Genomic DNA, 13,682 nt, shown 5'->3' on the forward strand with positions numbered 1-13,682 from the left:
CATCGACCCCATTCCAGCCTTGGCTATCTGCCTCCCGTCAGCCGGCTGCCCTTACTGAACAACCTGGTGGCTTTACACACCTAGACCCGGGCCGCCAGACGCAGGGCGGCGATGCGGTTCACCTGGGCCACCGCCGTGGCCCGCTCCGTATCCGGATCGTTGCGCACCCGCGCTTCGAAGGCGGCAAGAATGTCGCGACGATGCAGGCCGCGCACCGCAAGGATGAAGGGAAACCGGAAACGCGCCTTGTATTCCTCGTTGAGCGCCTGGAAGCGCTCGAACTCCGCCGGCGTGCACTGATCCAGGCCGGCACCGGCCTGTTCGGCGCTGGAGTCGGCGGTGAGCACCTCGCCCACCGCCAGCTTGCCGGCCAGGTCCGGGTGGGCGCGCAGCACCGCCAGTTGGGCCGCCGCGTCGGCGGCGTCGAACACCGCCGCCAGCCGCGCGGCCAGGGCCGCCGGGGAGTCGTCATCCTCGCCCAGGCCCTGCCGGTGGGCCTGGCGGGCGATCCAGGGGGAGTGTTCATAGACGTCGCCATAGCAGGCCACGAACGCCTCCTCGTCCAGGGTGCTGGGGCGTGGCGACAGCAACGGAGTATCAGCCATGGTGCTCCATCCAGTGGCGAGCGATGTCGATGCGGCGCGTCACCCAGACGTCCCGGTGGGCGCTCACATGCTTGAGGAATTTTTCCAGAGCGGCGGCGCGGCCGGGGCGCCCGGCGAGCCGGCAGTGCAGCCCCACGGACAGCATGCGCGGCTGTTCCGCGCCTTCCTGGTAGAGGTAATCGAAGCTGTCGCGCAGGTAGTTGAAGTACTGCTCGCCGTTATTGAAGCCGGCCGGTGACGAAAAGCGCATGTCATTCACGTCCAGGGTATAGGGCACCACCAGATGGCGGCGGTCGGCCACCCGGGTCCAGAACGGCAGTTCGTCGTTGTAGTCGTCGGCGTCGTAGAGGAAACCGCCGTGCTCCACCACCAGGCGCCGGGTATTGGGGCTGGTGCGGCCGGTGTACCAGCCCAGGGGCGGGGTGCCGGCGGCGCGGGTCAGCGCCTCCACGGCGCGGCCGATGTGCTCCGCTTCCACCGCCTCGGGCACGTACTGATAGTCGATCCAGCGGTAGCCGTGGCTGCAGATCTCATGGCCCTCGTCCACCAGGGCGCGGATGGCGTCCGGATGACGCTCGGCGGCCATGCCCACGGCGAACACGGTGAGTGGCATCCGGTAACGGCGGAACAGGCGCATCAGCCGCCACAGCCCCACCCGGCTGCCGTATTCGTAGAGCGATTCCATGCTCATGTGGCGCACGCCGGGCCGGGCCTCGGCGCCCACCATTTCCGAGAGGAAGGATTCCGAGGCGGCGTCGCCGTGGAGCACGCAGTTCTCGCCGCCCTCCTCGTAATTAAGCACGAACTGCACCGCCAGCCGCGCGCCACCGGGCCAGCGCGGGTCCGGCGGGTGCGGGCCGTAGCCGATCAGGTCCCGGGGATAATCCCCGCCGGAATGCGGTGCGGCCATGGCGTTTCCTCCTTGCTCATTGGTGGTGACGGGTCGGTGACGGTCGATGCGTCCGGATTGTACATGTATACATTTCTATGATTTTATTGTCGACATTGAAATGTACAAATCCGAGGAGCGGCCCATGGGGCGTCTTACCACGCATGTTCTCGACACCGCCTCGGGGCGGCCCGCCGCCGGGCTGGCGCTGCAGCTGTGGCGGCTGGATGACGGCGAACCGCCGGTCCTGGTATCCCAATGCAATACCGATGCCGACGGCCGCTGCCCGGCGCCCCTGCTGGAGGGCGACGCCCTGCGGCCCGGTCGCTACCAGCTGGTGTTCCAGGCCGGCGAGCACTTCCGCCGACAGGGCACCGCCCTGCCGGAGCCGGCCTTCCTGGACGAGGTGGTGGTGCGCTTCGGCGTCGCCGAAGCGGAGCGCCACTACCATGTGCCGCTGCTGCTTTCCCCCTACGGCTACAGCACCTACCGGGGAAGCTGATGGAAGCGCACCTGTATGAATGGGCCAACCTGCTGATCCGCTGGCTGCACATCACCGTGGGCATCGCCTGGATCGGTGCCTCCTTCTACTTCAACTGGCTGGAGAATCAGCTCGAACGGCACGGCGACAAGCCGGACGGCGTGGAGGGCACCCTGTGGGCGATCCACGGCGGCGGCTTCTACCACCTGCAAAAATTCCAGGTGGCGCCGGCGCGGCTGCCGGAGCGTCTGCACTGGTTCAAGTGGGAGGCCTACTACACCTGGATCAGCGGCATTCTTCTGCTGGCGGTGGTCTATTACCTGAACGCGCGCACCAACCTGATCGACCCGTCCGTGGCGGACCTGTCGCCGCTGGCCGCCAGCCTGATCGGCCTGGCCACCCTGGCGCTGAGCTGGCTGGTCTACGACGGCCTGTGCCGCTCGCCGCTGGGGCGGCGGCCGGTGGCGCTGGCGGCGGTGCTGTTCGGCCTGCTGGTGCTGCTGGCCTGGGGGCTGAGCCAGGTGTTCAGCGGCCGCGGTGCCTACATCCACGTGGGCGCGGCCATCGGCACCTGCATGGTGGCCAATGTGTTCTTCGTGATCATTCCCGGCCAGCGCGCCATGGTGGAGGCCATGAAGGCCGGCCGGGAGCCGGACGGCGCCCGGGGCCGGTCCGGCGCCCTGCGCTCCCGGCACAACAACTACCTGACCCTGCCGGTGCTGTTCATCATGATCAGCAACCACTTCCCGAGCACCTACGGCAGCGGCTGGAACTGGCTGATCCTCACCGCCCTGGCGCTGGCCGGCATCGTCATCCGCCATTATTTCAACCGCCGTCACCTGCCCGGCCGGCACTGGGGCCTGATGGCCCTGGGCCTGGCCGGCCTGGCGGCGATCATCCTGGCCACCGCGCCCCGCGCCCCGGACCGCCAGGCCGGCGCCGACACCCCGCCGGTGACCCTGGAAGCGGTCAACGCGGTGGTCGAGCAGCGCTGCGCCGCCTGTCACGCCGCCGCGCCCTCCTTCGCCGGCTTCACGGCGCCCCCCAAGGGCGTGCGCCTGGACAGCGAGGCGGCGATCCGCCAGCACCGGGACCAGATCGGCCAGGTGGCGGTGCGCACCCGCATCATGCCGCCGGGCAACCTGACCGGCATGACCGACGACGAGCGCGCCCTGCTGGAACGCTGGCTGAACCAGCCCGCCGACCCGCCCTGACGCGGCGGCGCCGCGAGTTGCCTCGCCGCCATGCGGTGTATACATTTCGGGCTCGACCAGGGAGATTGAATCTATGGCAACGGCCCCCGATTCCGGCAAGCCGACCGCGGCCCAGGCCCTCGCGCCCGACAGCGGCAACCGCAAGGCCAGCGACCAGAGCATCTATGAGTCCATCTACGAGGCGGTGCTCACCCAGCGCCTGCCGCCGGGCTCGCGGTTGCCGGAGGTGGCCCTCAGCGAGCTGTTCGGCGTGAGCCGTTCAATCATCCGCAAGGCGCTGACCCGGCTGGCCTCGGACCACGTCATCGAGCAACGCCCCAACCAGATGGCCATGGTGGCGCGCCCGGACGTGGAGGAAACGCGCCAGATTTTCGCCGCCCGCCGGCTGGTGGAGGGCGAGGTGCTGCGGCTCACCGCCGGCACCCTGAGCAAGGCGCGCCTGCAGGAACTGAAGCGACTGGTGAAGGACGAGAAGAGCGCCCACCAAAGCGGCCGCGACCAGGACCGGGTGCACTGCTCCATGGAAGTGCACCGTTTTCTGGCCCGGCACTGCCCCAATCAGGTGCTCGGCCGGATGATGCGGGACCTGGTGCTGCGCACCTCCATCGTCATCGCCCTGTACAAGTCACCGGGCATGAGCGCCTGCTTCCTGGGCGACGACCACGCCCGGCTGGCGGAGTTGATCGCCAAGGGCGAGGGGGACCAGGCGGCGGCGCTGGCCCACCGGCATCTGCGCGCCCTGGAAGACCTGCTCGACCTGAACGAAGCGGACGCCGCCATCGACCTGGCCCGCATCCTGCGCCCGGACGCCTGAGCGCGGCGGCCGATTCCGGCACGGCTCCTGCTTGACTGCAATCCGCATCGCCAACTGTATACAAAAAGGCCGAGAGGAGAGCCGCCGCATGCCCCGCACCCTGCTGCTGAAGAACGCCACCGTGGTGGCGACGATGGACGATGAACAACGGGAAATCGCCGACGGCGCCGTGTTCATCACCGACAACCGCATCACCGCCGTGGGCCCCACCGCCGAGCTGCCCGCCGACGCCGACCAGGTGATCGACCTGAGCGGCCACGTGCTGATGCCGGGCCTGGTGAACACCCACCACCACATGTTCCAGTCGCTCACCCGGGCCCTGCCGGCGGCCCAGAACGCGGAGCTGTTCGACTGGCTCAGCGCCCTGTTCCCGGTGTGGGGCAACATCACCCCGGAGATGATGACGGTGTCCGCCCAGACTTCCATGGCGGAGCTGATGCTGTCCGGCTGCACCACGGCGGCGGACCACGCCTATTTCTACGTCAACGGCTCGCGGCTGGAGGACAACCTGGAGGCGGCCCATCGCCTGGGCATGCGTTACCACGGCGTGCGCGGCGCCATTACCCTGGGCCGGAGCCAGGGCGGCCTGCCGCCGGATCACGTGGTGGAGCGGGACGAGGACGCGGTGCTCAAGGAAATGCAGCGGGTGGTGGAAGCCCACCACGACCGCGCCGACGACGCCATGATCCGCGTCGCCCTGGGGCCTTCCTCGCCGTTCACCGTGAGCCCGGACCTGATGCGCCAGAGCGCCGTGCTGGCCCGGGATCTGGGCGTGCTGATGCACACCCACACCGCCGAGAACAGCAAGGACCTGGCGTTCAGCCAGGAGCGCTACGGCATGACCCCGGCCCAGTTCGCCGAGGAAACCGGCTGGGTGGGCGACGACGTCTGGCACGCCCACTGCGTGCACCTGGACGACCATGGCATCAAGCTGTTCGGCCGCACCGGCACCGGCGTGGCCCACTGCCCCTGCTCGAACATGCGCTTGGCGTCCGGCATCGCGCCGGTCCGCAAGATGCTCGATCACGACGTCAAGGTGGGGCTGGGCGTGGACGGCACCGCCTCCAACGACGGCAACGACCTGCTCGGCGAGGCCCGCCAGGCGATGCTGGTGGCGCGCGTGCGCCACGAGGACCCCACCGCCATGAGCGCCCGGGAAGCCCTGTGGCTGGCCACCCGGGGCGGCGCCCGGGTGCTCGGCCGCGACGACAACATCGGCCGCCTGGCGCCAGGTTACTGCGCCGACCTGATCGCCTTCGACCTGGGCGACATCGCCTATGCCGGCGGTCAGATCGACCCGCTTGCCTCGCTGCTGTTCTCGGCGCCACGCCGGGTCGCCTACAGCATCATCAACGGCCGCACCGTGGTGGACCAGGGCCGGCTTACCCCCATTGAGCTGCCGGCCCTGGTGGAGCAACACAACCGCCTGGCCCGGCAACTGGTCGACGGCTGACCATGGCCACCCGGCTGCGCGTTCACTCGCCAGCGGTGCTCTACTTCGACGCGGTGCGGCGCGCCGGCTCCATCCGTGAAGCGGCGCGCCGCCTGCACGTGGCGTCGTCGGCGGTGAACCGGCAGATCCTCAAGCTCGAGGACGAGATCGGCGCGCCCCTGTTCGAGCGCCTGCCCGGCGGCCTCAAGCTCACCGCCGCAGGCGAGGTGTTCGCCCGCCACGCCATCGTGGTGCTGCAGGACGCGGAACGCGCCCGCTCCGAGCTGGACGCCCTCAAGGGCCTGCGCACCGGCCATGTGGAGGTGGCCACCGTGGAGGGCGTCACCACGGATCTGCTGCCCACCGTGATCGGCCGCCTGCGCGAGGACTTTCCCAACATCACCATCGGCATCGCTACCCTGGGTTCCCAGGCGATTCCCGACACCGTGGCGAGCGGCGCCGCCGACCTGGGGCTGGCGTTCGCCCTGCCGCGCACCGCGGAACTGCGCCAGCTCACCCTGGCGCGCTTCCGGCTCGGCGCGGTGGTGCCGCCGGACCATCCCCTGGCCCGCCGCCAGGAAGTGAGCGTGGCCACCTGCATGGCCTACCCACTGGTGCTGGCCAAACAGGACCTGTCCGTGCACCACCTGATGCGCCCGGCCATGGAACGGGCCGGCGCCGACACCCGGGGCGTGGTGCGCTCCGGCTCCGTGGAGCTGAGCAAGGAACTGGCCCGCCGGGGCATCGGCGTGGCCTTTCAGACCCGCATTGGCCTGGAGGCGGACCTGAACCGGGGCAGCCTGGTGCATCTGCCGCTCAACGACGCCGGCCCGGTGTACAGCGACCTGGGCATCTATGCCCGCGCCGGCCGCGCCCTGCCAGTGGCGGTGGACGCCTTCGCCCGCCTGCTGGGCGAGGAAATGGCCCGCCGCGAGGCCGCCGAGGCGGTGCAACTGCCGGCCCCCTCCTGACCGGCCCGGCCACCGGCGCCGATGCCGATTCGGCATCACCGTGGTCGATATTCTCTGCTTTGGCGTACAGCCCGGCCGGCGCACACTGAATGCCGGATTAATGACCGCCAGCCTTGCCCGGAGGGCAAACCACCATGAACGCCGATTTCGAAGCGATGCGAGTGTCCCAGGGCGCCCTGCCCATCATCGACGTGTCCGGCCTGCGCTCCCCGGACCCGGCGGAACGCCGGGCGGTGGGGCGGGCGCTGCGCGCCACCTGCACCGACAAGGGCTTTTTCTACATCCGCAACCACGGCGTGGACCCGGCCCTGCAGGCGCGGGTGTTCGACGCCAGCCGGCGCTTCTTCGCCCGCCCCATGGACGAGAAGAACCGGGTCGGCATGGCCCGGTCCGCCGCCAACCGGGGCTATGACCCGCTGCGCGGCCAGACCCTGGAGGCCGGCGCGCCGCCGGACCTGAAGGAAAGCTACTACGTGGGCGAGGAACGGGGCCCGGACGACCCCAAGGTGAAAGCCGGCAAGTTCAACCACGGCCCCAATCAGTGGCCCCAGGGCGTGGAGGACTTCCGCCCGGCCATCGAAGCCTACTACCGGGCCATGACCGAACTCAGCGAGCTGATCATGCGCGGCCTGGCGCTGTCCCTGGATCTGGACGAACACTACTTCGACGACTTCTGCGTGGACCCCCAAGCCATCGTGCGGCTGCTGCACTACCCGCCGCAGCCCGCCAACCCGGCGCCCAACGAAAAGGGCTGCGGGGCGCACACGGATTTCGGCGGCATCACCCTGCTGCTGCAGGACGACAGCCCCGGGCTGCAGGTGTGGAATCAGGCCCGCGGCACCTGGATTCACGCCGACCCGGTGCCCGGCACCTATGTGGTCAACCTGGGCGACATGATCGCCCGCTGGACCAACGACCGCTACCGCTCCACCTTGCACCGGGTGGTGAACATCTCCGGCAAGGAACGCTACTCCATCCCCTTCTTCTACTCCGGCAACCCGGACCACCAGGTGCGCTGCCTGCCCGGTTGCCTGGCCGAGGGCGAACGGCCCAAGTACCCGCCGGTGACGGTGGAAGAGCATCTGATCGAGATGTACCGGCGGACCTATGCCTGAAAACATGCCCGAGCACCTGATTCTGATCCACGGCGCCTGGGCCGGCGGCTGGGTGTGGGAGCGCCTGCTGGCACCCCTGCGCGCCGCCGGCTTCCAGGCCCATGCCCTGGAGTTGCCGGGCAACGGCCATGGCCCGCGCGGCGACCTGGACGCCGGCCTGGACGACTACGAACACACCGTGATGGAAACGCTGGCGGCGCTGCCCGGCCGGGTCGGCCTGGTGGCCCACTCCGGCGGCGGCGTCACCGCCACCCGGGTGGCGGACCGGGCCCCGGAGCGCATCACCGGGGTCGCCTACGTGGCCGGCATGATGCTGCCCTCCGGCATGGGCTTCGCCGAGCTCACCGCGCCGCTCAAAACCGCCGACCCGGACGCCGCCGGCATCGTGCCGCACCTGCAATGGGACGCCGAACGCCGCGCCAGCCGGGTACCGCCGGAGGCGGCCCGGGCGATCTTCTTCCAGGACCTGCCCGACGCCGAGGCCGAGGGCGCCGCCGGGCGGCTCACGTCGCAGCCGGAAAAAGCCCGCGCCGCCGCCCCGAGCTGGAGCACGGAGCGCTTCGGCCGGGTGCGCCGGCTCTATGTGGAAGCCCTGCGCGACCGCTCCGTGGTGCCCGCCGCCCAGCGTCGCATGCAGGACCTGGTACCCGGCGCCCGGGTGGTGTCCCTGGACACCGGCCACGCCCCCCAGGTGTCCGCCCCGGACGACCTGGCCGCCGCCCTGACCGCGTTTTTCGGGTCCGCCCGGCCCTGAACGGGCACGCCCATTGCATACCGAGATGTATACAACATAAATATCGAGGAGTGACGCCATGACGTTCCGTGCCCTGCGATCCGTATTGCTCGCCTTGGGGGTGAGTGCCCTGTCCGCCACCGCCGGCGCCGCCGACAAAATCCGCTGGTTGAACGACTGGCTGCCCGCCGGCGACAAAGCGGTGATCTACCTGGCCGTGCAGGAAGGCCTGTTCGAGGACGCCGGCATCGAGGTGGAAATCAACAGCGGCCGGGGCTCCAGCGACGTGGTCACCAAGCTGGGCACCGGCGCCGCCGACATGGGCACCGGCGGCCTGTCCGCCCTGATGCAGGCCCAGGCCGGCGCCGAGGTGCCGGTCACGGCGGTGATGTCGATCTACACCAAACAGCCGGACGCGGTGTTCGTGGCCAAGGGCGACGGCATCGACAGCCTGCAGGATCTGAAGGGCAAGACCCTGGCCACCGCCACTTTCTCCGCCTCCAACGTGACCTGGCCGCTGGTGCTGGAAGCCAACGGCATGGAGCCGGACGCGGTGAAAGTCCTCAAGGTGGACCCGGGCGCCATGGGCCCCATGTTCGCCACCGGCCGGGTGGACGGCACCATTAACTGGCTCACCAAGCTGCCCGCCTTCGCGGCGCTGATGAACGACGCCGGCAAGGAAATCCAGGTGCTGCCCTGGTCCGAGTACGGTTTCAACGGCTACGGCCTGTCGGTGTTCGCGTCCGACCGCCTGATCCAGGAGAACCCGACCCTGGTGGCCAAGGTGCTGGACATCTACAAGAAGGCCCTGCGCATCGCCATCGACGACCCGGCCAAAGCCGGTGCCGCCCTCAAGGCCATGGTGCCGGACGTGGACGCGGACATCGCCGCCGAGGAATTCGCCGCCTCCGCCCGCCTGATCGACACCGACCTGGCCGAGCAGGACGGCCTGGGCGCCTTCGAGCCGGAACTGCTGGCGGAGACCTGGCGTTGGGTGGCCAAGGCCCAGGATCTGCCCGAGGACAGCCTGGATCCGGAAACCTCGGTGACCCGCGAGTTCATCCCGGAGTAACGCCATGACCACCCGCATCGAACCGGACGGCAGCCGCCCGGCGATCCGCTTCGACCGCGTCGGCCAGGTGTTCAGCGGCTCCGACGGCGGCAGCGTGACCGCCCTGGAGGACGTCAGCTTCACCCTGCGCCGCCACGAATTCGTGGCGGTGATCGGGCCCTCCGGCTGCGGCAAGTCCACCCTGCTGCGCATCATCGCCGGGCTGGTGAAGCCCACCGGCGGCCAGGCGGAAATCTACGGCCTGCCGGTGACCGGCCCCCGCGAGGAGGTAGGCATCGTGTTCCAGCAGCCCACCCTGCTGCCGTGGCTGAACGTGCGCGACAACGTGACCTTCCCGATGAAGCACAAGCACGGGCGGGTCACCCCGGCGGAGAAGCAACGGGCCGGGGAACTGCTCGCCATGGTGGGCCTGGAGGACTTCGCCACCCGGCGGCCCAACGAACTGTCCGGCGGCATGCAGCAGCGCGTGGGCATCGCCCGGGCCCTGCTCCACGACCCGGACATCCTGCTCATGGACGAGCCGTTCTCGGCCCTGGACGCCCTGACCCGGGACGAAATGAGCTTCGAGCTGCTGCGCATCTGGACCGAACGGCCAAAGACGGTGCTGTTCATCACCCATTCCATTCCCGAGGCCCTGCTGCTGGCGGACCGCATCCTGGTGATGTCGGCGCGCCCGGGCCGGGTGCGGGAAATCATCGACGTGGGCCTGGCCCGGCCCCGTTCCATGGAGACGCTGTCGGAGCCCCGCTTCCATGAAATCGCCAACCATATCCGCGCCCAGGTCTTCCGGCCGGCGGCGCTGGCCTGACATGGGTCGCGCCCTGCTCAAGGTGCTCGACCGGGGCGCCCCGCTGTTCGCCTCCCTGCTCCTGCTGCTGATCTGGGAACTGGCGTGCCGGCTGTTCCAGGTGCCCGCCTACCTGCTGCCGACACCCAGCGCCATCGTCCAGGGCGCCCTGGCGGTGGCCCTGGAAAGCTGGCTGGGCCACATCTGGGCCACCCTGCGGGTGAGCCTGCAGGGCTACGCCCTGGCGGTGGCCATCGGCATTCCCCTGGCGGTGGCCCTGGCCAACAGCCGGCTGCTATCGCGCACCCTGTATCCGCAACTGGTGATCATCCAGTCCACGCCAATCGTGGCGGTGGCGCCGATCATCGTGGTGGTGCTGGGTGCCGGCGACGCGCCCCGGGTGGCGATCACCTTTCTGATCACCTTCTTCCCGATCGTGGTGTCCACGGTCACCGGCCTGCTGGCGACGCCACCGGCGATGCTGGAGCTGTCCCGCTCGCTGGGCGCCAGCCGGCTGCGCGAGGTGAAGAACATCCAGTTGCCGTTCGCGGTGCCCTACATCTTCTCGGCGCTGCGCATCTCCGTGACCCTGGCGATCATCGGCGCGGTGGTGGCGGAGTTCGTGGCCGCCGAGGACGGGCTGGGCTTCTTCATCGCCTTTTCCACTTCCTTCTTCAAGGTGCCCCAGGCCTTCGCCGCGCTGGGGGTGCTGGTCACCCTGAGCCTGGCGTTGTTCCAGCTGGTGTCCCTGACCCAGCGCCTGCTGTTCCCCTGGAGCCTGCCCGACGCGGAGAAATAGCATGACCGACGCCCTCGCGGCCCTGGATCACGAACACTACCTGCGCCTCGCCTTCCAGGTGGCGCGGCGCGCCCTGGACGCCGGCGGCCACCCGTTCGGCGCCCTGCTCGCCGGGCCGGACGGCGAGATTCTGATGGAGCAGGAAAACGCCTTCCTGCCCGACCACGACATGACCGGCCACGCCGAGCGGGTGCTGATGACCCGCGCTTCCATGACCTGGTCGCCGGACGTTCTCGCCGGTTGCACCCTGTACACCTCCGCGGAGCCCTGCGCCATGTGCGCCGGCGCCGCCTACTGGACCGGCCTCGGCCGGGTGGTCTACGGCCTGTCCGAAAAGCGGCTCAAGGCGCTCACCGGCGATCACCCGGAAAACCCCACCCTGGACCTGCCCTGCCGGCGGGTTTTCGACAGCGGCCAACGGCCGGTGGAAGTGATCGGGCCACTGCTGGAGGACGAGGCGGCGGCGCTGCACGAACACTTCTGGTCACAAGCGTGACCGGTCGTCCACTGGCCAAAATAACCGTTCGGCATTAACATATAACCACTTTCTTTACCCTTCCCGCGCCCGCGCCGCCGGGCGCCCGTGGTTATTCGCCGGAGACATCAATGAGCGTCTGGACGCGCCTGCTGCCGTTCCTCGGCTGGCCCCGTCCCACCCGCCAATCCCTGCGCCAGGACCTGTTCGCCGGCCTCACCGTGGGCCTGGTTCTGGTTCCCCAGGCCCTGGCCTACGCCACCCTGGCCGGCATGCCGCCGGTCACCGGCCTGTACGCCGCCCTGCTACCCGGGGTGGTGGGCATTCTGTGGGGCTCCTCGCCGCTGCTGGCGGTGGGCCCGGTGGCCCTCACCAGCCTGCTCACCTTCGCCGCCATCAGCCCCATGGCCACGCCGGAAAGCGGCGAGTGGGTGACCCTGGCGATCTGGCTGGCGATCTATTCCGGGCTGATCCAGTTCCTGCTCGGCGCCCTGCGCCTGGGGCTGATCGCCAACTTCGTCTCCAACGCGGTGATCACCGGCTTTCTCAATGCCGCCGCCTTGATCATCCTGGTGTCCCAGTTGCCCGCTCTGTTGGGCGTGGACGGTGGCGGCCTGCAGAGCGCCTTCACGGCCCTGGGCGGGCATCTGGCCCACCCGGACCCGGCCTGGCTGTGGACCCTGGCCTTCGGCCCCGGGGCCATGCTGCTGCTGTGGCTGCAGAAACGCTGGCTGCCACGGGCTCCCGGAGTGCTGGTGGTGTGCGTGCTGGGCATCGCCGCCAGCGCCCTGCTTGGCTACGCCGGCTTCGGTGGCGCCGTGGTGGGCGCCGTGCCCGCCGGCCTGCCGGAGTTCGGCTGGCCCGCCGGCCTGACCCTGGAGCAGCACCGGGCACTGCTGCCGGCGGCGTTGATCATCGCCCTGATCAGCTTCACCGAGGCCATGTCCAGCGCCCGCTCGCTGCCGTCCCCGGATGGCCGCCTGTGGGACCAGAACCAGGAGTTGGTGGGCCAGGGACTGGCCAAGGTGGCCAGCGGCCTGAGCGGCGCCTTCCCGGTCAGCGGCTCGTTCTCGCGCACCGCCCTGAACCGCTACGTGGGCGCCAACAGCGGCTGGTCGGCGCTGTTCGCCGCGCTCTGCACCCTGCTGTGTCTGCTGTTCTTCACCGGCTATCTGCAACACCTGCCACGGGCCATCCTGGCGGCGATCATCATGGTGCCGGTGTTCGGGCTGATCAGCCCGATGGCCTTCGTGCGCCTGTGGCGCGCCTCCCTGGACGACGGCGTGGTGGCCGTCGCCACCTTCGTGGTGACCCTGGCGTCGGTGCCCTATCTGCACTGGGGCGTGTTCACCGGCTTCGTGCTGGCGATGCTGTTCTTCCTCTACCGCCGCGCCCACCCGCGCCTGATCGAGCTGGGCCTGCACCCGGCGGGCACCCTGCGCGACCGGCGCTTGCACGACCTGCCGCCGCTGGCCCCCGGCGTGCTGTCGCTGCGCCTCGACGCCTCCCTGACCTACCTGACCGCGCCGTTGCTGGACCGCTTCGTGCGGCTGCGCCTGCGCGACGAGCCGGATATCCGGGTGGTGCTGATCTGCGCCTCGGCGATGAACGCCATGGACGCCACCGGCGCGGAAACCCTGGAGCGGCTGCACCGGGACCTGGCCGGTCGCGGCGTGCGGCTGGCGTTCTCCGGGGTCAAGAAGCAGGTCCGCGACGTCATGGAGCACACCGGCTTGCTGGCACGGCTCGGCGAGGACAATCTGTTCGTCAACAACCGGGAGGCCATCGAGGCCCTGGCCGGCCCCGGAACCGCCGCCGGCTGAACCGGTCGAACCGACACATCGACGCGAGGAGCCAGGAATGCACCTTGTCCGCACCCTGCCGCTGGCGCTGCTGGCACTGGCCGGCGCTGTCGCCGCCGACGACTACGACTACATTCGCGGCGACGACATCTACAGCGAGGACTACAATTACGGGCTGAACTACGACCGCCTGCGCAGCGTGCCGGAGACCCCGGACGCCGACCTGGGCGGAGCCGGCGCTTCGCCGGAATCCATCGGCGAGCGCGACGGCGCCATGGGCGCCGGCGACCAGGGCCGCGCCGCCGACGGCGACCGGCAACCCTCCATGACGCGCCGGATTCAGGAACTGCGCCGCGAGACCTACCCGGACCCGCTCAATCCGGGCCTCGACGACGACGGTGACGCCCGGCCGGAAAGCGGCGCGCCACCGGTGCCCGGCCGTTGACCTGACAAGCCGCCCGGTTTCCGGGAAAATCAGGGTCCCATGGACAGG

General features: G+C 69.9%; 15 protein-coding genes. 13 read left to right on the forward strand and 2 right to left on the reverse strand.

Annotated elements, in window-relative coordinates:
* Positions 1 to 80: 80 nt before the first annotated feature.
* Positions 81 to 605 carry a 2-oxo-4-hydroxy-4-carboxy-5-ureidoimidazoline decarboxylase gene (gene uraD, locus HMJ39_RS08325; protein WP_194296951.1) on the reverse strand — a complete coding sequence of 175 codons (525 nt, stop codon included), beginning with the start codon at positions 603 to 605 and terminating at the stop codon, positions 81 to 83.
* A complete protein-coding gene (puuE, locus tag HMJ39_RS08330; protein ID WP_194296952.1) occupies positions 598 to 1,515 on the reverse strand; it encodes an allantoinase PuuE in 918 nt (305 codons plus the stop codon). Before puuE ends, uraD begins: the two co-directional genes overlap by 8 nt.
* Before the next feature lie 124 nt (positions 1,516 to 1,639).
* Between puuE and uraH the strand changes: the two genes are divergently transcribed.
* The 13 genes from uraH to HMJ39_RS08395 all read left to right on the forward strand — a co-directional run bounded on the left by uraH (position 1,640) and on the right by HMJ39_RS08395 (position 13,634).
* Complete coding sequence (uraH, locus tag HMJ39_RS08335) at positions 1,640 to 1,996, forward strand: hydroxyisourate hydrolase (protein ID WP_194296953.1); 357 nt, start codon at positions 1,640 to 1,642, stop codon at positions 1,994 to 1,996.
* Complete coding sequence (locus HMJ39_RS08340) at positions 1,996 to 3,189, forward strand: urate hydroxylase PuuD (RefSeq protein ID WP_194296954.1); 1,194 nt, start codon at positions 1,996 to 1,998, stop codon at positions 3,187 to 3,189. Before uraH ends, HMJ39_RS08340 begins: the two co-directional genes overlap by 1 nt.
* Positions 3,190 to 3,262: 73 nt before the next feature.
* Complete coding sequence (locus HMJ39_RS08345; protein WP_194296955.1) at positions 3,263 to 4,003, forward strand: GntR family transcriptional regulator; 741 nt, start codon at positions 3,263 to 3,265, stop codon at positions 4,001 to 4,003.
* Positions 4,004 to 4,091: 88 nt separating this feature from the next.
* The gene (locus tag HMJ39_RS08350) at positions 4,092 to 5,456 is read left to right on the forward strand and encodes an 8-oxoguanine deaminase (RefSeq protein ID WP_194296956.1); all 1,365 of its coding nucleotides are present in this window, start codon (positions 4,092 to 4,094) and stop codon (positions 5,454 to 5,456) included.
* 2 nt (positions 5,457 to 5,458) lie between these two features.
* The gene (locus tag HMJ39_RS08355) at positions 5,459 to 6,406 is read left to right on the forward strand and encodes a LysR family transcriptional regulator (RefSeq protein ID WP_194296957.1); all 948 of its coding nucleotides are present in this window, start codon (positions 5,459 to 5,461) and stop codon (positions 6,404 to 6,406) included.
* A gap of 134 nt (positions 6,407 to 6,540) precedes the next feature.
* Positions 6,541 to 7,521 (forward strand): isopenicillin N synthase family dioxygenase, encoded by a 981-nt coding sequence (locus tag HMJ39_RS08360; RefSeq protein ID WP_228462238.1) that lies wholly within the window; start codon positions 6,541 to 6,543, stop codon positions 7,519 to 7,521.
* On the forward strand, positions 7,514 to 8,275 hold the full coding sequence (locus HMJ39_RS08365) for an alpha/beta fold hydrolase (protein WP_194296958.1): 762 nt from the start codon (positions 7,514 to 7,516) through the stop codon (positions 8,273 to 8,275). The genes HMJ39_RS08360 and HMJ39_RS08365 overlap by 8 nt, the downstream gene beginning before the upstream one ends.
* Positions 8,276 to 8,333: 58 nt before the next feature.
* Entirely contained in the window at positions 8,334 to 9,326 is a 993-nt protein-coding gene (locus HMJ39_RS08370) for an ABC transporter substrate-binding protein (RefSeq protein ID WP_194296959.1), read from the forward strand.
* A 4-nt stretch (positions 9,327 to 9,330) separates the two neighbouring features.
* The gene (locus HMJ39_RS08375) at positions 9,331 to 10,134 is read left to right on the forward strand and encodes an ABC transporter ATP-binding protein (RefSeq protein ID WP_194296960.1); all 804 of its coding nucleotides are present in this window, start codon (positions 9,331 to 9,333) and stop codon (positions 10,132 to 10,134) included.
* 1 nt (position 10,135) lies between these two features.
* Complete coding sequence (locus HMJ39_RS08380) at positions 10,136 to 10,912, forward strand: ABC transporter permease (RefSeq protein WP_228462239.1); 777 nt, start codon at positions 10,136 to 10,138, stop codon at positions 10,910 to 10,912.
* A gap of 1 nt (position 10,913) precedes the next feature.
* Positions 10,914 to 11,408, forward strand: a complete 495-nt coding sequence (locus tag HMJ39_RS08385; protein ID WP_194296962.1) for a nucleoside deaminase — start codon at positions 10,914 to 10,916, stop codon at positions 11,406 to 11,408.
* 110 nt (positions 11,409 to 11,518) lie between these two features.
* The gene (locus tag HMJ39_RS08390) at positions 11,519 to 13,210 is read left to right on the forward strand and encodes a SulP family inorganic anion transporter (RefSeq protein WP_194296963.1); all 1,692 of its coding nucleotides are present in this window, start codon (positions 11,519 to 11,521) and stop codon (positions 13,208 to 13,210) included.
* Between the two features lie 37 nt (positions 13,211 to 13,247).
* The gene (locus tag HMJ39_RS08395) at positions 13,248 to 13,634 is read left to right on the forward strand and encodes a hypothetical protein (RefSeq protein ID WP_194296964.1); all 387 of its coding nucleotides are present in this window, start codon (positions 13,248 to 13,250) and stop codon (positions 13,632 to 13,634) included.
* Positions 13,635 to 13,682 lie beyond the last annotated feature (48 nt).

It is taken from the genome of Alloalcanivorax profundimaris (genome assembly GCF_015265435.1).
In the GTDB taxonomy this organism is placed as follows: Bacteria; Pseudomonadota; Gammaproteobacteria; order Pseudomonadales; family Alcanivoracaceae; genus Alloalcanivorax; species Alloalcanivorax profundimaris.